The 16,953-nt window shown below is 64.4% G+C and carries 18 protein-coding genes and 1 pseudogene; 8 read left to right on the top strand and 11 right to left on the bottom strand.

Annotation, left to right across the window (positions count from 1 at the left end; all coding sequences use genetic code 11):
• Nucleotides 1-84: 84 nt before the first annotated feature.
• From hslU to hslV, 4 genes are all read right to left on the bottom strand, one after another.
• Nucleotides 85-1,389 carry an ATP-dependent protease ATPase subunit HslU gene (gene hslU, locus AC066S_RS28600; RefSeq protein WP_135170127.1) on the bottom strand — a complete coding sequence of 435 codons (1,305 nt, stop codon included), beginning with the start codon at nucleotides 1,387-1,389 and terminating at the stop codon, nucleotides 85-87.
• A 53-nt stretch (nucleotides 1,390-1,442) separates the two neighbouring features.
• Nucleotides 1,443-2,060, bottom strand: a complete 618-nt coding sequence (locus AC066S_RS28595; RefSeq protein WP_478271188.1) for a DUF2585 domain-containing protein — start codon at nucleotides 2,058-2,060, stop codon at nucleotides 1,443-1,445.
• Nucleotides 2,057-2,542 carry a GNAT family N-acetyltransferase gene (locus AC066S_RS28590; protein WP_478271187.1) on the bottom strand — a complete coding sequence of 162 codons (486 nt, stop codon included), beginning with the start codon at nucleotides 2,540-2,542 and terminating at the stop codon, nucleotides 2,057-2,059. Before AC066S_RS28590 ends, AC066S_RS28595 begins: the two co-directional genes overlap by 4 nt.
• A gap of 188 nt (nucleotides 2,543-2,730) precedes the next feature.
• A complete protein-coding gene (gene hslV / locus AC066S_RS28585; protein ID WP_126256883.1) occupies nucleotides 2,731-3,291 on the bottom strand; it encodes an ATP-dependent protease subunit HslV in 561 nt (186 codons plus the stop codon).
• A gap of 248 nt (nucleotides 3,292-3,539) precedes the next feature.
• Between hslV and hisB the strand changes: the two genes are divergently transcribed.
• The 8 genes from hisB to AC066S_RS28545 all read left to right on the top strand — a co-directional run bounded on the left by hisB (nucleotide 3,540) and on the right by AC066S_RS28545 (nucleotide 8,826).
• Nucleotides 3,540-4,133, top strand: coding sequence for an imidazoleglycerol-phosphate dehydratase HisB (gene hisB / locus AC066S_RS28580; RefSeq protein ID WP_126256884.1), 594 nt, complete (start codon nucleotides 3,540-3,542; stop codon nucleotides 4,131-4,133).
• A gap of 64 nt (nucleotides 4,134-4,197) precedes the next feature.
• On the top strand, nucleotides 4,198-4,728 hold the full coding sequence (locus tag AC066S_RS28575) for a DUF2628 domain-containing protein (RefSeq protein WP_478271186.1): 531 nt from the start codon (nucleotides 4,198-4,200) through the stop codon (nucleotides 4,726-4,728).
• Nucleotides 4,725-5,375 (top strand): imidazole glycerol phosphate synthase subunit HisH, encoded by a 651-nt coding sequence (gene hisH / locus AC066S_RS28570; RefSeq protein WP_126256886.1) that lies wholly within the window; start codon nucleotides 4,725-4,727, stop codon nucleotides 5,373-5,375. The genes AC066S_RS28575 and hisH overlap by 4 nt, the downstream gene beginning before the upstream one ends.
• 172 nt (nucleotides 5,376-5,547) lie before the next feature.
• Nucleotides 5,548-6,285 carry a 1-(5-phosphoribosyl)-5-[(5-phosphoribosylamino)methylideneamino]imidazole-4-carboxamide isomerase gene (hisA, locus tag AC066S_RS28565; protein ID WP_135170199.1) on the top strand — a complete coding sequence of 246 codons (738 nt, stop codon included), beginning with the start codon at nucleotides 5,548-5,550 and terminating at the stop codon, nucleotides 6,283-6,285.
• Nucleotides 6,286-6,288: 3 nt separating this feature from the next.
• The gene (gene hisF / locus AC066S_RS28560; RefSeq protein ID WP_028133461.1) at nucleotides 6,289-7,062 is read left to right on the top strand and encodes an imidazole glycerol phosphate synthase subunit HisF; all 774 of its coding nucleotides are present in this window, start codon (nucleotides 6,289-6,291) and stop codon (nucleotides 7,060-7,062) included.
• Between the two features lie 77 nt (nucleotides 7,063-7,139).
• On the top strand, nucleotides 7,140-7,463 hold the full coding sequence (locus AC066S_RS28555) for a phosphoribosyl-ATP diphosphatase (protein ID WP_126256888.1): 324 nt from the start codon (nucleotides 7,140-7,142) through the stop codon (nucleotides 7,461-7,463).
• 24 nt (nucleotides 7,464-7,487) lie between these two features.
• Nucleotides 7,488-8,444 carry a type I pantothenate kinase gene (gene coaA, locus AC066S_RS28550; protein ID WP_126256889.1) on the top strand — a complete coding sequence of 319 codons (957 nt, stop codon included), beginning with the start codon at nucleotides 7,488-7,490 and terminating at the stop codon, nucleotides 8,442-8,444.
• A gap of 100 nt (nucleotides 8,445-8,544) precedes the next feature.
• Complete coding sequence (locus AC066S_RS28545; protein WP_126256890.1) at nucleotides 8,545-8,826, top strand: hypothetical protein; 282 nt, start codon at nucleotides 8,545-8,547, stop codon at nucleotides 8,824-8,826.
• Here the strand turns inward: AC066S_RS28545 and AC066S_RS28540 are convergent.
• The 7 genes and pseudogenes from AC066S_RS28540 to AC066S_RS28510 form a co-directional block, all read right to left on the bottom strand.
• A complete protein-coding gene (locus AC066S_RS28540; protein WP_478271185.1) occupies nucleotides 8,787-9,845 on the bottom strand; it encodes an AI-2E family transporter in 1,059 nt (352 codons plus the stop codon). The genes AC066S_RS28545 and AC066S_RS28540 overlap by 40 nt on opposite strands.
• Before the next feature lie 113 nt (nucleotides 9,846-9,958).
• Nucleotides 9,959-10,588 (bottom strand): histidine phosphatase family protein, encoded by a 630-nt coding sequence (locus AC066S_RS28535; protein ID WP_126256892.1) that lies wholly within the window; start codon nucleotides 10,586-10,588, stop codon nucleotides 9,959-9,961.
• Nucleotides 10,589-10,692: 104 nt separating this feature from the next.
• Nucleotides 10,693-12,918 (bottom strand): ATP-binding protein, encoded by a 2,226-nt coding sequence (locus tag AC066S_RS28530; protein ID WP_164718510.1) that lies wholly within the window; start codon nucleotides 12,916-12,918, stop codon nucleotides 10,693-10,695.
• 115 nt (nucleotides 12,919-13,033) lie between these two features.
• Nucleotides 13,034-13,501 (bottom strand): hypothetical protein, encoded by a 468-nt coding sequence (locus AC066S_RS28525; RefSeq protein WP_126256894.1) that lies wholly within the window; start codon nucleotides 13,499-13,501, stop codon nucleotides 13,034-13,036.
• A 109-nt stretch (nucleotides 13,502-13,610) separates the two neighbouring features.
• Nucleotides 13,611-14,519, bottom strand: a pseudogene (locus tag AC066S_RS28520) (YifB family Mg chelatase-like AAA ATPase); the annotation flags it as partial.
• Between the two features lie 789 nt (nucleotides 14,520-15,308).
• Nucleotides 15,309-16,376 carry a hypothetical protein gene (locus tag AC066S_RS28515; protein WP_478271184.1) on the bottom strand — a complete coding sequence of 356 codons (1,068 nt, stop codon included), beginning with the start codon at nucleotides 16,374-16,376 and terminating at the stop codon, nucleotides 15,309-15,311.
• Nucleotides 16,373-16,816: a hypothetical protein gene (locus tag AC066S_RS28510; protein ID WP_478271183.1), complete on the bottom strand. Its 444-nt coding sequence runs from the start codon at nucleotides 16,814-16,816 to the stop codon at nucleotides 16,373-16,375. The genes AC066S_RS28515 and AC066S_RS28510 overlap by 4 nt, the downstream gene beginning before the upstream one ends.
• Between the last annotated feature and the right edge of the window lie 137 nt (nucleotides 16,817-16,953).

Below are 16,953 nucleotides of genomic sequence, written 5' to 3'. Positions count from 1 at the left end.
ATCTGTTTCAACAAGGACCGCTGGTGGTTATGGATCCCTGCTTTCGCAGGGACGACAGCGGATAGATAGCGGACTGAACCGGAATTACAAAATGAACCGGCTCAGATCCGCGTTCTTGGCGAGGTCGCCGACGTGCTTCTGCACGAAATCGGCGTCGACCTTGACGGTCTCGCCGCTGCGGTCGGGGGCGGTGAAGGAGATCTCGTCCAGCACCCGCTCCATCACGGTCTGCAGCCGCCGCGCGCCGATGTTCTCGACGGTGGAATTGACGGCGACCGCGACATCGGCAAGCGCGTCGATCGCGCTGTCGGTGATGTCGAGCGTCACGCCCTCGGTCTGCATCAAGGCGATATATTGCTTGATCAGCGAGGCCTCGGGCTCGGTCAGGATGCGGCGCATGTCGTCGCGGGTCAGCGCCTGCAATTCGACGCGGATCGGCAGCCGGCCCTGCAATTCCGGCAGCAGGTCGGACGGTTTTGCGACGTGGAAGGCGCCGGAGGCGATGAACAGGATGTGGTCGGTCTTCACCGCGCCGTGCTTGGTCGAGACCGTGGTGCCCTCGATCAGGGGCAGGAGATCGCGCTGCACGCCCTCGCGCGAGACGTCGCCGCCGACGCGGCCGTCACGGGCGCAGATCTTGTCGATCTCGTCGAGGAACACGATGCCGTTGTTCTCGACCGCGCTGATCGCCTCCAGCGTCAGCTGCTCGGTGTCCAGCAGCTTGTCGGATTCCTCGTTGACGAGGATCTCGTGCGAGCTCTCGACCGTCAGCCGCCGCGTCTTGCTGCGGCCGCCGAGCTTGCCGAAAATGTCGCCGAGCGAGATCGCGCCCATCTGCGCGCCCGGCATGCCGGGGATCTCGAACATCGGCATGCCGCCGCCTGAGGACTGCGTCTCGATCTCGATCTCCTTGTCGTTGAGCTCGCCGGCGCGCAGCTTCTTGCGAAAGGATTCTCGCGTCGTGGACGAGGCATTGGCGCCGACCAGCGCGTCGAGCACGCGCTCCTCGGCGGCGAGCTGCGCGCGGGCGTGCACGTCCTTGCGCTTCTTCTCGCGGACCTGTGCGATCGCGACCTCGACGAGGTCGCGCACGATCTGCTCGACGTCCCGGCCGACATAGCCGACCTCGGTGAACTTGGTCGCTTCCACCTTCAGGAACGGTGCGTTCGCGAGTTTTGCCAATCGCCGCGCGATCTCGGTCTTGCCGACGCCGGTGGGGCCGATCATCAGAATGTTTTTCGGCAGCACCTCCTCGCGCAAGGAGCCGGACAGCTGTTGCCGCCGCCAGCGGTTGCGCAGCGCGATCGAGACGGCGCGCTTGGCATCGGCCTGGCCGACGATGAAACGGTCGAGTTCGGAAACGATTTCACGCGGAGAGAAGTCTGTCATGGGACCTTAGCTAGGGTCAGTTGCGGGGTAGGACAAGCCGCTTTTTTCGGCCGTCAGATGATCGGCGGGCCGGATTGCCATTGCTTCACGGCCTCGATCGGATGGATCAGCATCAGGATGTTGAGCGTCAGATTGTCGCGAATGTGAAGCGCCAGCATGATCTCGAAGGCGAGCCCGAGCAGGACGGTCGCGGTGACAGGCAACGAACGCGCGGCGAGGAACCCGAACACCATGGCCAGATTGTCGGAGACCGAGTTGACGATGCTGTCGCCGAAATAGTCCAGCGAGATCGTGCCGGCGCGGTAGCGCTCGATGATGAAGGGCGAGTTCTCGACGATCTCCCAGGCACCTTCGATCAGCATGGCGACGATCAGCCGTGCCGGCCAGGAGAGGGGCAGGAACGGCAGGCGCGCGAACAGCAGCCAGGTCAGGCCGTAGAACAGGAAGCCGTGCAGAACGTGCGAGAAAGTGTACCAGTCGGCGATGTGCTGGGAGTTCTCCGAGCTGTTCACCACCCCGTGCCACAGCTTGACAGTGCCGCAGGTGCAGATCGGCACGCGGCCCATCGCAAGCAGGATCGCGGCCTGCAGCGCCAGCAGCAGCAGCGCGATGCCGGCCCAGGCGAGCGGCGGAAACGAGACCTTGCTCTCGCGCGCGTGGACCAGCGTCATGGTTCACGCACCATCAGCAGCGCCGGCCCATCCGGCGTCTCCACCACGCGGTCGCGGACGAAACCGGCCTTCTCATAGGCACGCAAGGCGCGTGCGTTGAGCGGGTCGGGATCGGTGACCATGCGCGGCAGGCCGCTGCGAAACTGCTCATCGACAAACTGGCGGATGAAGGCCGAGCCGTGACCGCGTTCGATCATGTCGGTTTCGCCGATGAACAGGTCGATCCCACGCGTGCCCTCCGGTTGCGGCCCAAAGCCCGTATTCCAGGCGGTGAGGCGGTAGCACTGAAGATAGCCCAGGGGCTGCTGGCCGGCCAACACGATGAACTGGTCCATGGCCGGTTCATCGAGATCGCCGCTGACAAGCGCAAACTGCTCGTCCGGATCGCCCCACCAGTCCCGCACATGGGCCTCGCCCAGCCACCGCCGGATCAGCGGCAGGTCGGCGGCGGTCATGGGATGGAAGGTGTAGGTGTGGACCATCTATCGACCATCGCGGCACTGCGCTCCCTCTCCCGCCTGCGGGAGAGGGTTGGGGAGAGGGTATCTCCGCGATGGGACAATCCCCCAGAGGAGGAAACCCTCACCCGGCGCTATGCGCCGACCTCTCCCGCAGGCGGGAGAGGTTACAGCCGGTCCGGAGCGCCGCTGTTGAGTCACAAGATAGGCCCCTACCCCGTCGCCAGGCTCTCGATGGTCAAGCTGCGGTTGGTGTAGACGCAGATATCGGCGGCGATGTCCATGGAGCGGCGGACGATGGTCTCGGCGTCCTTGTCGGTGTCGAGCAGGGCCCGTGCCGCCGCCAGCGCGTAATTGCCGCCGGAGCCGATCGCCATCACGCCGGCCTCGGGCTCCAGCACGTCGCCGGTGCCTGTCAGCACCAGGGAGACGTCCTTGTCGGCCACGATCATCATGGCCTCGAGCCGCCGCAAATAGCGGTCGGTGCGCCAGTCCTTGGCCAGCTCGACCGCGGCCCGGGTCAGCTGCCCCGGATATTGCTCGAGCTTGGCCTCCAGCCGCTCGAACAGGGTGAAGGCGTCGGCGGTTGCGCCGGCAAAGCCGCCGATCACGTCGCCCTTGCCGAGCTTTCGGACCTTCTTGGCGTTGGACTTGATCACGGTCTGGCCGATCGAAACCTGGCCGTCGCCGCCAACCACCACCCTGCCGCCCTTGCGGACCGTCAAAATCGTGGTGCCGTGCCAGCCCGGCGAGCTGTTCTGGGAATCCTGCATGAATGATCCTCGTTGTCCGCTTGATTTAGGCGGTCGCGGACAAGGGGACAACCTGGGCACAACGGGCCGTTCCGGGCCAAATTTCGCTCACCATAGGCAGAAGTAGAGGCCCGGCCGGCCGTTCCCGCAGTAGCGAAGGTGTCATTTGGCTGTTAAGAGACTGGCGTTTTCGGCCCCGAGCATGATCCCGGAAAAGTGGGTACCGGTTTTCCGAGCAGGACATGCTCAAATAGAAGCGAAAGCCTTCAATGCGCACCGCGACGATCAAGCGCAAGACCAAGGAAACCGAGATCGAGGTCTCCGTGAACCTCGATGGCACCGGCGTGGCCAATATCGCGACCGGCATCGGCTTTTTCGACCATATGCTCGATCTCCTCGCCCGCCATTCCCGCATCGACCTCACGGTCAAGGCGGTGGGCGATCTGCACATTGATTATCACCATACCACCGAAGACACCGGCATCGCGCTCGGCCAGGCGGTCAAGCAGGCGCTCGGCAACATGGCGGGCATCACCCGCTATGCCGGCGTGCACATGCCCATGGACGAGACGCTGTCGCGCGTGGTCATCGACATTTCGGGCCGCCCGTTCCTGGTGTTCAAGGCCGACTTCCCCCGCGACAAGATCGGCGAGTTCGACACCGAGCTGGTGCGCGAGTGGTTCCAGGCCTTTGCCATCAACGCCGGCGTGACTCTGCACGTCGAGACCCTATATGGCGATAACAGCCATCATATCGCCGAGTCTTGCTTCAAAGGTCTGGCGCGGGCGCTGCGCACGGCGGTCGCGATCGATCCGAAAGCGGCGGGCGAGATCCCGTCCACCAAGGGCTCGCTCGGCGGCTGACGTCTCTTCCCGGCGGCACGCGCCGCCTGCGGTATCACTGACTTGCTAGGAACGGGGCATCACCATGCCTGTCTACACAGTTCATGCGCCCTCCCCTGCCGGAGCCGATCTGCGCGCGACCGACAAGTTCGTGTTCGTGCGCGACGGTTTCCATTTCTGGGCGATGATCTTCGGACCATTCTGGCTGCTGTGGAATCGGCTGTGGCTGGCGCTGATCGGCTATCTGATCTTCATCGCCGCGTTCAATGCGGGGCTGTCGAGCCTCGGTATCGGACGTTCTTCGATCTTCTTCGCCGATCTCATCATCGCGCTGCTGATGGGTCTGGAGGTCTCGAGCCTGCGGCGCTGGACGCTGTCGCGCGGCAAATGGCGCCAGCTCGATGTGGTGGTTGCCGACGACGAGGACACCGCCGAGCGCCGCTTCTTCGAGCGCTGGAGCCAGAAGCAGCACGGCATCGTCAACGATCAATGGGCCGTCGATCGCGGCGGTCCGCCGCCGACCCGCAGCGTGCCGGGCCAGCAATTCTCGAACCCGCCGCCGATTCCGGCCGGCGGCATCATCGGGTTGTTTCCAGAACCGGGAGGGTCAAGATGAGCGTCGCCATCATCGATTACGGTTCCGGCAATCTGCATTCCGCCGCCAAGGCTTTCGAGCGCGCCGCGCGCAGCATGGAGAACCCGCAAAAGGTCTTTGTTACCAGCGATCCCGATCAGGCTTACGAGGCTGATCGTCTGGTGCTGCCGGGCGTCGGCGCGTTCGCCGATTGCCGGCGCGGGCTCGATGCCGTCAACGGCATGGTCGAGGCGATCACGGAAGCGGTGCGCGTCAAGGCGCGGCCGTTCTTCGGCATCTGCGTCGGCATGCAGCTGATGGCGAGCCGCGGCAAGGAGCACGTCATCACCGAGGGCCTGAACTGGATCGGCGGCGACGTCGAGAAGATCACGCCGCGCGACGAGAGCCTGAAGATCCCGCACATGGGCTGGAATACGCTCGACCTGCTGCAGGAGCATCCGGTGCTGAACAAGCTGCCGCTCGGCCCGAAGGGCCAGCACGCTTATTTCGTGCACTCCTATCACCTCAATGCGGCCAACGAGGCGGACGTGCTCGCGCGCGCCGATTACGGCGGTCCCGTCACCGCGATCGTGGGCAAGGACACCGCCATCGGCACGCAATTTCACCCCGAGAAGAGCCAGCGTTTCGGCCTGGCCCTGATCTCGAACTTCTTGCGATGGAAACCGTGATGGCCGCTTCGCTCTCTCTTGTCACCTCCCCCCTTGTGGGGGAGGTCGAACGCGCAGCGTTCGGGAGGGGGGTAAGCCCCGACGGCGGTGCCCGCGGCTACCCCTCTCCCCAACCCTCCCCCACAAGGGGGGAGGGAGCGCACCGTGTGCGCGGAAAAATCCTGGCTCAATCATGATCCTCTTCCCCGCGATCGACCTCAAGAACGGCCAGTGCGTGCGCCTCGAGCAGGGCGACATGGCGCGCGCGACCGTGTTCAACCTTAATCCGGCGGCGCAGGCGCAGAGCTTCGTCGAGCAGGGCTTTGAGTATCTCCACGTCGTCGATCTCGATGGCGCCTTTGCCGGCAAGCCGGTGAATGCCGAGGCCGTCGAGGCGATGCTGAAGACGATCAGGATTCCGGTGCAGCTCGGCGGCGGCATTCGCGATCTCAAGACCGTCGAAGCCTGGCTCGACAAGGGCATCACCCGCGTCATCATCGGCACGGCGGCGGTGCGTGATCCCGAGCTGGTGAAATCCGCCGCGAAGAAATTCCCCGGCCGCGTCGCGGTCGGGTTAGATGCCCGCGACGGCAAGGTCGCGGTCGAAGGCTGGGCCGAGACCTCGCAAGTGACCGTGCTGGAGATCGCAAGGCGGTTCGAGGATGCCGGCGTCGCCGCCATCGTCTTCACCGACATCGCGCGCGACGGCCTGCTCAAGGGCCTGAATCTGGACGCGACCATTGCGCTCGCGGACGCCATCTCGATTCCGGTGATCGCCTCCGGCGGACTCGCCTCGATCGAAGACGTCAAGGCGATGCTCACGCCGCGTGCGAACAAGCTCGCCGGCGCGATCGCCGGACGTGCGCTCTATGACGGCCGCCTCGATCCCGCGGCCGCCCTCACTTTGATCCGCGACGCGCGCAGGAGCTGACACATGTTCAAGGTGCGTGTGATCCCCTGCCTCGACGTCAAGGACGGCCGCGTCGTCAAGGGCGTCAACTTCGTCGATCTCAGGGATGCCGGCGACCCCGTCGAGGCTGCGATCGCCTATGATGCGGCCGGCGCCGACGAGCTCACCTTCCTCGACATCACCGCGACCCACGAGAACCGCGGCATCATGCTGGACGTGGTCCGGCGCACCGCGGAAGCCTGCTTTATGCCTGTCACCGTCGGCGGCGGCGTGCGTGAGGTCAACGACATCAAGACGCTGCTGCGCGCCGGCGCCGACAAGGTCTCGATCAACAGCGCCGCAGTCTCGCGGCGCGAGTTCGTCAAGGAAGCGGCCGAGAAATTCGGCGAACAATGCGTCGTGGTCGCGATCGACGCCAAGCGGGTGAAGCGCCCGGGCGGCGACCGCTGGGAGATCTTTACCCATGGCGGCCGCAACTCGACCGGCATCGACGCGATCGAATATGCCCAGGAAGTCGTCGCGCTCGGCGCCGGTGAAATCCTGCTCACCTCGATGGACCGGGATGGCACCAGGCAGGGATTCGACATCCCCCTGACCCGGGCGATCGCCGACAGCGTGCCCGTTCCGGTGATCGCCTCGGGCGGCGTCGGCAATCTCGACCATCTCGTCGACGGTATCCGCGACGGACACGCCACCGCCGTGCTGGCGGCCTCGATCTTCCATTTCGGGGAATTCACCATCCGTGAAGCCAAGGAGCATATGGCGCGGCGCGGGCTGCCGATGCGCCTCGATGCCTGACGACTCCCGCTAGCAAAAATGTTACACAAGCCGGTGGGCAACGGCCTCTGTGGCCCCCTGTGTTTCCGAGTAATCCGATGCCGCGTTTCACGATCCATGACCTGGCCGAGACCATCGACGTCCGCGCGGCGGACGGCGGCGAGGCGTCCTATACCCGCAAGCTGCTCGACAAGGGCGTCGAGCATTGCGCCAAGAAGTTCGGTGAAGAGGCAATCGAAACCGTAATCGCAGCAGTCGAAAACGATCGCGCGCATCTGGTCGCTGAAAGTGCCGACCTGCTCTATCATTTCCTTGTGCTTCTGAAGGCGCGCGGCATAAAGCTGGAAGAGGTCGAGGCGGCGCTGGGTAAGCGCACTTCGATGTCAGGGTTGGAAGAAAAGGCGTCGCGCAAGCGCGATTGATCGAAGCAACGGAAAGGCGGCGTCATGGATATCCGCGCACCCGAGCAGCAGTATAATCCCTACCGGGTCTATACGCGCGAAGAATGGGCGCGCCTGCGTGACGACACGCCGATGACGCTGGAGCCGGGCGAGTTCGACCGGCTGCGTTCGCTGCACGATCGCCTTGACCTGCAGGAAGTCGAGGACATTTACCTGCCGCTGTCGCGCCTGCTCTCGATCTACGTCGATGCGATGCAGCGCCTGTATTACGCCGAGCGCCAGTTCCTCAACATCCGCGACCGCAAGGTGCCCTACATCATCGGCGTCGCCGGTTCGGTCGCCGTCGGGAAGTCCACCACGGCCCGCGTGCTCCAGGCCCTGCTGGCGCGCTGGTCGCCGCGCCCGAAGGTCGAGCTGATCACCACCGACGGGTTTCTCTATCCCAACGCCGTGCTCGATCGGCAGGGCATCATGCAGAAGAAGGGTTTCCCTGAGAGCTACGACCTTCCGCTGCTGCTCAGCTTCCTCTCCGATATCAAGTCCGGTCGCGGTCATGTGCGTGCGCCGGTCTATTCGCATCTGACCTACGACATCGTGCCGAACCAGTGGGCCGAGGTCGATCAGCCCGACATCCTGATCGTCGAGGGCGTCAACGTGCTGCAGACCGGCAAGCTGCCGCGCGACGGCAAGGCGGTGCCTGTGGTCTCCGACTTCTTCGACTTCTCGGTCTATATCGACGCCGACGAGGCGGCGCTGCGGCAATGGTACATCAAGCGCTTCCTGGCGCTCCGCGACACCGCGTTCACCAACCCGAAATCCTACTTCAACCGCTACGCGCTGCTGTCGGACGAGGAAGCCACCGCCACCGCCATCGCGATCTGGGAACGCACCAACCTCGCCAATCTCGAGGACAACATCCTGCCGACCCGGCCCCGCGCGACGCTGATCCTCAAGAAGGGCGCCGACCATACGGTGGAGAGCGTGGCGTTGCGACGGCTGTAATCGCGCCGGTTGCCGAGCTCCTGGTTCGTCCGGGCAAGTGTCTTTTGTTGCAGACCGGCAAAAGGTATTCGACTATGAGCGTACGAAACGCGAGGACGCCATGGTTGACCGTCTCAGAAGTGCTGCCGAGTTGCTTGAAGCGCCGAGCTGCCCGGACTGCCATATCGAGATGAAATGGTTCCGCTCAGAACTGCTCGCGGACGAGCCGGTTCCGATCATCGCGCATCTCTTCGTGTGCCCTCATTGCAAGCGCGCCGCCCAGGCGGATACGGTCTTCAAGCCAACCCCGGTGAAGCCGGATAAGCTCTCCGCGCCGCGGTTCGCTGCCTACGCTGTGACAGTTCATTCCCGGACCTTCTGTCGTTCTTTCGAGCCGGCGTAGATGTGCCACGTCGTCAGGAACATTGCGGCGACGAGCGGGCCGATGACGAAACCGTTGGCTCCGAAGGTCGCAAGGCCGCCGAGCGTCGCCAGCAGCACGAGATAGCTCGGCATCTGGATCGACTGGCCGACCAGGATCGGGCGGAGAAAATTGTCCGCGAGGCCGATCACGAACGTCCCGAAAGCGAGCAGGATGATTCCCTTCGTCACGGCGCCTGCCAGCAGCAGATAGAGGCCGGCGGGAACCCAGACCAGGGCGGAGCCCAGCACCGGAAGAAGCGACAGCAGCGCCATGATGGCGCCGGCCAGCAGCGGCGCAGTCAGGCCGAGCAGCCAGAAAATCAGCCCGCCAAGCGCGCCTTGGATCAGCGCAACCAGGATGATCCCCTTGATCGTCCCGCGAACCGCCAATGTGAAGGCATCCAGGATCTCGGCGGTTTGGCCCGCGCGCAGCGGTAGCGCGTCGCGGATGCGCAGGCTCAGCTCGTCACCGTCGCGCAGGAAAAAGAACAGCAGGTACAGCATCACGAGCAGGCTCGCGACGAACTCCAGCGTCAGCTGGCCGATGTTGATCGCATGCCCGGCCAGCTGCTGGCCGGCCGGGACCACCAGGCTCGACAGGCGTTCCTTCAGGGCCGAGAGATCAATCCCGGCCAGGCGACCTGAGATGGAGGCGGCCCAGTCCGGCAGCGCGGCCTTCAGTTGCTGCAGCGGATGAGCCAGATTGATCTCGCCGGCCTGAACGCGCTGATATAGCTCGCCGCCCTGGTCGACGAGCGAAGCGATCACGATCCCGACCGGGATCAGGACCAAGACGACCACCACGATGACGGTGGAAAGCGCGGCAAGGTTGCGCCATTCCGGAAACCCTTCCAGGAAACGGCGATAGACGGGCGCGAAGATGATCGCCAGCAGCGTGGCCCATAGCAATGCACCGGAGAACGGCCAAAGCAGCCAGCCGAACGCGAGGGTGATGAGGCCGAGCCAGACGAGGAATGAGCGGTGTTCCGATGTTCTCACGTGTCGCCGGGCTCCAGTCGCGCCTCACGGCACTTTGGTAGCACAGGATCGTGGCGGAGCGGCAAGTCTCGCCACGCCTCCGTCGTGCCGGCGGCCGGATCCGATGCGGCCTGTCACTGGCCGGTCTTCGCAGTCCAATCCGCGATCTTGATGCGTCCTGCGAAGGTGGCGGGGCCGGAGCCGCCGGCCTTGTAAACGAAGGCCTCGCCTTCCTGGACGTCACCGGCCTCCTTGCCAAAGGCATCGGCGATGTTGGTCTTGTGCGTGACCAGAAACGTGTTGGCGCCTGCCTTCGGCGGCGCATCGACGAGCTGACGCACGGCCTGTCCGGCCTTTGCATTGGCGCCGGTCGGGTTTGCCATTCCCGACGCACTGGCATTGCTGCTGTCCGTCAAGGCATCGACCGGCTTGACCTCGCGGCCGGAGATCAGCTTGCCGGCCTCGATCGCGCGGTTCAGCCGGCTGGTGTAGACCTCGCCAATCGGGATCGCGAACTCCTTGACCGCCGCCCCGATCTGGCGCGCCATCTCCCTGCCCTTGTCGCTGAGCTGACGCTGGGCGCTCATATCGTCGAACTTGAACGGGTAGATATCCTTTTGGCCGTCGTCGGTGGCGGTGTGCCGAAAGATCAGGACAAAGCCGCCTTGCTTGAGCGAGGCGATGAGCTCAGGGGTATCGGCTGCGGCGTGCCGGGAGAAACCGGCGAGAACAACAATCAATGCGAGGCGGCAAAGCACATTCATGCGCTAAATCCTCTATGGCAAATGCCCCCGAGGATGGTGACGCGTAACGCGGTCGATTTCAATTCTCGATTGTCGGCCCGACCGGGTTCCCGCGAGGTTCCCGATCAGACCGGCAGCCGCGGTGATGCCGCGAGCTCAGCAAGCGCTTCGTCGAGCTTGTCGCGATCGAGCGGCTTGATCAGAAATCCGGTCATGCCCGCCTCGAAGCAGGCATTGCGATCCTCCACCAGCGTATTGGCGGTGAGCGCGAGGATCGGTGTGTGACGGCTGCCCATGGCCGCCTCATGCGCACGGATGCGCTTCGTCGCCTCGATACCGTCGAGCTGCGGCATCTGGATATCCATCAGCACGAGATCATAGGGCGTACCGGCCGACCATGCGGCGAGCCACGATTCCAGCGCGACCTCGCCGTGGACGGCGATGACGACGCGATGGCCGAGCTTCGTCAGCAGCGAGCGCATCAACAGCGCGTTGATCTCGTTGTCCTCGGCGACGAGGATCGAGAGGCCCGTTGCGGGTGTAACATGGGCAGCTTCAACCATCGGTTCCGGCGCAAGCTCCGGCGAGGCGATCTCCGGCGCCAGCGCAAGGCGCGCGGCGAGCGAGGCCGCCCGCAGCGGCTTCATCAGAAACCCGGTGAAGGCCGGCGACAGCTTTTCATGGCGCGAGCTCGACGTCAGCAGCACGAGGCGCTGCAGCGCATGTGCGCGGGCCAACTCGCCCAGATGGTCGGCCATGGCAGGACCGAGCGCGCGATCGATCAGCACTGCGTGCCAGGAACGTTCCGGCAGCAGCGCTTCGGCGACCGCTGCGTCCGCAACCAGGCAGGTCTGGCCGCCCCAGCGCTCCAGTCGTCGCGCGATCAGCGCGGCTTCGATGCCGTCGGCGACGACGAGGATCGACTTGCCGGCAAGGTCGGTGCTCGGAAAGGCCGTCTGTCCCGCGCCGGCTTGCGAGGCCGGAAGCGGCACTGCGACCTCGAAGGTCGAGCCTTTGCCCGGCTCGCTGGTGAGCGTGATGCGACCGCCCATCCGCTTGACGATGCGCTCGCTGATGGCAAGGCCGAGCCCGGTGCCACCATGGGTGCGGGCGACGCGCTCGTCGGCCTGCTCGAATTCGCGGAAGATGCGTTGCTGCGCCTCCGGCGCGATGCCGATGCCGGTGTCGCGGACCAGGAAGCTGATCTCGTTCGGCCAGATGCCGGGCTCGACGATCAGCGCGACGCCACCGCTTGCGGTGAACTTGATGGCGTTGCCGGCGAGGTTGAGCAGCACCTGGCGCAGCCGCGCGGCATCGCCGACCACCTCCAGCGGCAGGCGCTCGTCGACATAGGCGGCGATCTCGAGCGACTTCGCCTGCGCGCGGGGCGCGAGCAGCTCGCAGATCTCCTCGATCAGGGTCGAGAGCGCGAAGGGACGCTGCTGGAGATCGAGCTTGCCGGCCTCGATCTTGGAATAGTCGAGCAATTCCTCGATCAGCGCCATCAAGGCTTCGCCCGAGGTCTTGACCGCCTTGGCATAGGTCGCCTGCTCCGGCGTCAGATTGGTGTCGAGCAGGAGGCCGCCCATGCCGATGATGCCGTTGAGCGGCGTGCGGATCTCGTGCGAGGCCATTGCGAGGAAGCGCGATTTGGCGCGGTTGGCGGCATCGGCCTGGTCGCGCGCGTCGGACAAGGCGCGCTCGGTTTCGGTGCGATCGGTAACGTCGCGCCCCACGCTCTGCAATTCGGCGGGCTGGCCGGCATCGAGGCGGACATAGCCCTCGCGCCAGGCGATCCAGCGCGCGCCGAGCGGGGTCGCGATCTTCTGGTCGTGGATGCGCGTGCCGCTGCTCTCGCGCGCGCTGTCGCCCTGCTCCAGCACGTCGAAATCGAAACGCGTGCCGACCAGCGCGTCGCGCGTCTGTCCCGCGAGCGCGCAATAGGCCTCGTTGGCGAAGGTGATGCGGCCATCGGTCGCGCGCAGCACGATGAGATCGCCCTGCTGCTCGAACAGGCTGCGGGCGCGCTCTTCCGCTTCCTTCAGCTCCCAATTGCGGTCGATCAGGGTCTCGTTGTGGGCCGCGAGTGTACGCAGCCGCTTGCCCACGAAACGCAGGCGCATGCTCAGCGTCGCAAGCCCGAGGCAGGCGAGCGCGAACAGGAAGCTCGCGCCGATCGCAAAGGTGTGGGGATCGTAGCCGGAGTTATCCGACCGGCTGCCGGACACGAACCCATAGGCGCCGCCGAAGGTCGCCGAGAAGATCATGAAGGAGCGGATCGCGAAGGCGATGCGGGGGTGCTGTCGCCTGAAACGGCGCATGCGCACCTTGATCCGGAACGTCCGACCCATCGTCACCGATCCTTGTCTGAAACCCGCCGCCGTGTGCGACGATGTCGCGTCGACCTTGCGAACAGTTTGAGGCTTTGGCCCAGCCTCCAAACAGGGTTGACGAAGTGTTAACGCTTCAGAGCGAAGCGGCCTGGAGCTGGCGCTGACTGCCGTGGGCGCCGACGATCAGCGCCGCAGCCTCGCGCAGCGAGACCGACTTCGAGCGCACATAGATGCGGTAATCCGCCGGTCCCTCGCTGGAGAGATAGATCACCTGGCCGCCATCGACGGGCTGAGCGGCAATCGAGACGAGGCGCCTCGAAGGATTGGCCTGACAGGTCTCCGGCTCGGAACCGAGGCCGTCGTCGACCAATGCGAAGTCCGCGGCGTCAGCGTCGTCGGTGACCTGGACCCGGACCGTTGCCCGCGCGGGATCTTCGGTGAAGGCGACATGCATGCCGGCGGTCCAGAACAGCGAGGTGAGCTCGACCGAGATCTCGCCCACGGCGATGCAGGGATGCGAGACCGATCCGATCTCGGCGCGGGCAAACACCGCAGCCGCCAGCAGGGGAACAACCGAGGCAAGGATCTTGAAACGCAACATGACACTCTACTCGCCGGGCCCTCGGGGAACTCGCAGCCGAAATGAGCGGGCCCTATGGTTTGCAGAGCGTAAAGGAAACTCGTTACCGCCGGGTTGATGCGCGGTATCATCAGGCCATCTGTCGCACATCCTCCGCGAGTGCGCGATAGGACAGCGCTTCGGCAAGGTGCAGCCGGCCGATCTTGTCGGCATGATCGAGGTCGGCCAGCGTGCGCGCCACCCGCAGCACACGGTGATAGCCGCGTGCCGACAGCCGCATGGTCTCGGCGGCGTCGCGCAGCAGTTTTTGTCCCTGCGCGTCCGGCTTGGCGATCTCCTCCAGCACCGACGCGGGCGCCTCGGCATTGGTCCGGACATGGGGCAGGCCGGCACCGGCATAGCGTGCGAGCTGGATGTCGCGCGCTGCCGCCACGCGCGCGGCGACCTCGACCGAGCCCTCCGCCGGCGGCGGCAGGATCAGATCGGCCGCGGTCACGGCCGGCACCTCGATGCGCAGATCGATGCGGTCCATCAACGGGCCCGAGATGCGCGCCTGGTAATCGCCGGTGCAGCGGTCGATGCGGCCGCGCTTGCAGGCATAGCCGGGCTCGAACGCATTGCCGCAGCGGCACGGATTCATCGCCGCGACCAGCATGAAGCGGGCAGGGTAGGTGATGCGATGATTGGCGCGCGACACCGCGACCTCGCCGTTCTCCAGCGGCTGCCGCAGCGAATCCAGCACGCGCGGATCGAATTCGGGCAGCTCGTCGAGGAACAGCACGCCCTGATGCGCCAGCGAGATCTCGCCGGGCTTGGCGCGCATGCCGCCGCCGGTGAGCGCGGCCATGCTCGCGGAATGATGCGGCGAACGGAACGGCCGCCGCGCCGTCAGCGCGCCGCCTTCGATCTCGCCGGCAACGGAGGCGATCATCGAGACCTCGAGCAGCTCTCCCGGGGACAGCGGCGGCAGGATCGAGGGCAGCCGCGCGGCCAGCATCGACTTGCCGGCGCCGGGCGCGCCGATCATGAGCAAATGATTTCGTCAATGCAAAAAGGCGAAATCAATGGGTCCCCTTTCGCTCACCGGACCCTATTTTGATCGACCCCGGCGCTCCGACTTCAAAGTTCCTCGGCCTGAAGGGGCGACCGTCGCCAAAGTTACGGCTGCAGGTTTTACCAAGGTGCCGAGGTGGTCTGCGTAGCCAAGCAGAGCGTAAGAGCGGCGGCGCATTTAAGAGCTATTAACAAAATCCTGTGGACGTTTGCTCATTGCTTTTAGCGAGAAGCCAAACTCTTCAATGGGATAGCTCAGCATCCTACGTCATTGCGTCGTAGAGCCAAATCGGCGTACGGTCACCGCGCCTTACGGAGTTGCTGCGAAAGCGGAAGGGGGTCACCCAGCGCTAACTGGATGACCCCAAACGGCGCCGTTAGGGCACCTTCACACAAGGACTACGGGAGACCTGCCTTGCCTATCGGCTGGGTAGGCTCCTGCAGTGCGCACGCACGTACTCCACCCTTCCGAGCCGTATGCGAACGTAGTCGCAGACAGCCACGGGTTGGTGTATCGGACACGACGCCGGACGAGCCATTGTTGCAATCCCGAGGGAACTGGGTCCCTTGGTCCCCGGCCGCACGATTGCGCCTCCGTGCGCGCATACGTGCCCCGTGGGGGATCACTCGGATCGAGTCGTCGTTTCCAATCTGCTCCTTCTACCATCGGCGGGTAAAGTGCCGGCGGGTCTCGGCTGGGTTATCCCCACAAGTAGCACAGGATAACCAGTGTTCCAGTTTTGTTCTGAGGCTCGCGCCTGCCTAAGTGCTTCAGTCAGTAGTCAAAGTCTGCAGGATCGGGCCCCTCGTCCGACCATGAGGCCGCGGCCGGGCTGTTTATTTCTCGATACAGCTCGTGCAGCTTGATTTTCCCGTTAGCGAAGGCCACGAGCGCATCCGCGTGTTTCCTCCACTTCGCAGCCATTGGGTCTACGATGGCCGGGAGAAGGTCCGAGAAGAAGCGCTGCGTGCGGCCGTGCGGCTCTTCGGAGGCGAGAACATCGGTGAAACCGAGGTTACGCGCGTGGCGCACCTGGTTGGCGAGGTCCGCGTGATCGGCTGGGTAGTATTGGTAAAGGCTCTCGTGCGCGATAATCCCTGCAGGGTAAAAGAGGTTGTTTCGCGTTGTGTAGTGTAGTCGGCGTGCGACGAGAACCGGGATTATACCGAGGTCGGATGCCTTGATGATCAGTTCTTTGATGACCCCGTGGTCAGGGTAGATCCACTCTCGATAGTTTTTACATTCGATGCAAAGGGCGCCCGCGGCGTGGCCGAACTGAAAGAAGTCGGCTTCCTTTTTCGTGGTGTGCTCCCCCATGTTTTTTGGTGGTTGGACGCGGTGATAGCGGCCTTGGCGGTTCTTGGGTTGCGTGAGGTCGAAGTGGCCTTGGTAGGTGAAGCGACGATGTCGGCTGTGAACATCCCGCAGAGCTTTCCAGACTATGACCTCAAGGGCGTCCCCGGAGAGGTTTCCGAAGCCGTGGCCACTAACGCTGGCGTATAAGGGAGCAAGGAAGTCGACACGCGCAGTGACCTCGGCAGGGGCGCGGCCGGGATTGGAGAACCAGCCAACATGGCCTGTCGCCGGGTGGTTGTTGGTGACAAGCCGGTTGAGCTCCGAGAGGTCGACGATGGCGCGCCCGATGAGATGGGGGTCGACGCGCATCTCGCGGGGGCCTTGTTCAGCGATTTTTTGTTCGAGTGTCTTCTGGCAGGCGGCTGTATCTCGGTCGAGAATGGATTGAATGCGGCGCTTGGCGATAGCGATGCGCGCCAAGGCTTCGTCGCTGTTTTCCTCAGCTCCGGAAAGGATTTTGCGGGAAAACTGCGACTTATCAATCACTTGGTTTTTGTATCTGTATGTAAGAATAGGTCGGGGTCACCCGGGAGCCGCCAAAGGCCGTCCGAGTAGATGATCTTGTGCTCTCGCTTGAGGCGGGTGAGCTGGGGGCTAAGGCTGGGACGGATGAGCTTCCAGCCGAATCGGGCGTTGATTTTGGCCAAGAGGTCGAGGGCGAGAAGGCCCCGAGGGTGGTCGGCGAGGACCGTCAGCACTGCTTCCTTGATAGTGGTTTGGGGGGCTTTGCGCCGAGTCACGCCCAGCGGCGGGCTTTGGAGTCCGTTAGGTATACCGATTGCTCGCGCGGCCGTGCGGAGGTCAGCGAGTTCGCGCTCGATTTCCCGGATTTTGGCTTCCCTTTCGCTAACTTCTTGCCGAAGCGGCACGAGCGAGTCCTCGAGTTTTCGGATGCGGTCGGTGAGGTAGTCTTTAACTTGGCTCATGTTCCAGAGATAGCGTCTTTGGAGTCCGAGTCAATAGTTCGTACGAAAAGACTTGGTAATCGTAAACGGACTCTTACCAAAACGCAGGGAGCCGCGGAGAGCGAGGCGTCGGCGGAGGGGCGAGCTGTGGGGGCGGG

Source organism: Bradyrhizobium sp. CFUWI, from assembly GCF_056429085.1.
Note: the sequence above shows the minus strand (reverse complement) of the source record. Positions and strands in the feature narration are given on the sequence as shown.

What these genes read in the sequence shown, in the direction of transcription:
- hslU (WP_135170127.1), bottom strand. Translation starts at nt 1,389, where the DNA reads ATGACAGACTTCTCTCCGCGTGAAATCGTTTCCGAACTCGACCGTTTC.
- AC066S_RS28595 (WP_478271188.1), bottom strand. Translation starts at nt 2,060, where the DNA reads ATGACGCTGGTCCACGCGCGCGAGAGCAAGGTCTCGTTTCCGCCGCTC.
- AC066S_RS28590 (WP_478271187.1), bottom strand. Translation starts at nt 2,542, where the DNA reads ATGGTCCACACCTACACCTTCCATCCCATGACCGCCGCCGACCTGCCG.
- hslV (WP_126256883.1), bottom strand. Translation starts at nt 3,291, where the DNA reads ATGCAGGATTCCCAGAACAGCTCGCCGGGCTGGCACGGCACCACGATT.
- hisB (WP_126256884.1), top strand. Translation starts at nt 3,540, where the DNA reads ATGCGCACCGCGACGATCAAGCGCAAGACCAAGGAAACCGAGATCGAG.
- AC066S_RS28575 (WP_478271186.1), top strand. Translation starts at nt 4,198, where the DNA reads ATGCCTGTCTACACAGTTCATGCGCCCTCCCCTGCCGGAGCCGATCTG.
- hisH (WP_126256886.1), top strand. Translation starts at nt 4,725, where the DNA reads ATGAGCGTCGCCATCATCGATTACGGTTCCGGCAATCTGCATTCCGCC.
- hisA (WP_135170199.1), top strand. Translation starts at nt 5,548, where the DNA reads ATGATCCTCTTCCCCGCGATCGACCTCAAGAACGGCCAGTGCGTGCGC.
- hisF (WP_028133461.1), top strand. Translation starts at nt 6,289, where the DNA reads ATGTTCAAGGTGCGTGTGATCCCCTGCCTCGACGTCAAGGACGGCCGC.
- AC066S_RS28555 (WP_126256888.1), top strand. Translation starts at nt 7,140, where the DNA reads ATGCCGCGTTTCACGATCCATGACCTGGCCGAGACCATCGACGTCCGC.
- coaA (WP_126256889.1), top strand. Translation starts at nt 7,488, where the DNA reads ATGGATATCCGCGCACCCGAGCAGCAGTATAATCCCTACCGGGTCTAT.
- AC066S_RS28545 (WP_126256890.1), top strand. Translation starts at nt 8,545, where the DNA reads ATGGTTGACCGTCTCAGAAGTGCTGCCGAGTTGCTTGAAGCGCCGAGC.
- AC066S_RS28535 (WP_126256892.1), bottom strand. Translation starts at nt 10,588, where the DNA reads ATGAATGTGCTTTGCCGCCTCGCATTGATTGTTGTTCTCGCCGGTTTC.
- AC066S_RS28530 (WP_164718510.1), bottom strand. Translation starts at nt 12,918, where the DNA reads ATGGGTCGGACGTTCCGGATCAAGGTGCGCATGCGCCGTTTCAGGCGA.
- AC066S_RS28525 (WP_126256894.1), bottom strand. Translation starts at nt 13,501, where the DNA reads ATGTTGCGTTTCAAGATCCTTGCCTCGGTTGTTCCCCTGCTGGCGGCT.
- AC066S_RS28510 (WP_478271183.1), bottom strand. Translation starts at nt 16,816, where the DNA reads ATGAGCCAAGTTAAAGACTACCTCACCGACCGCATCCGAAAACTCGAG.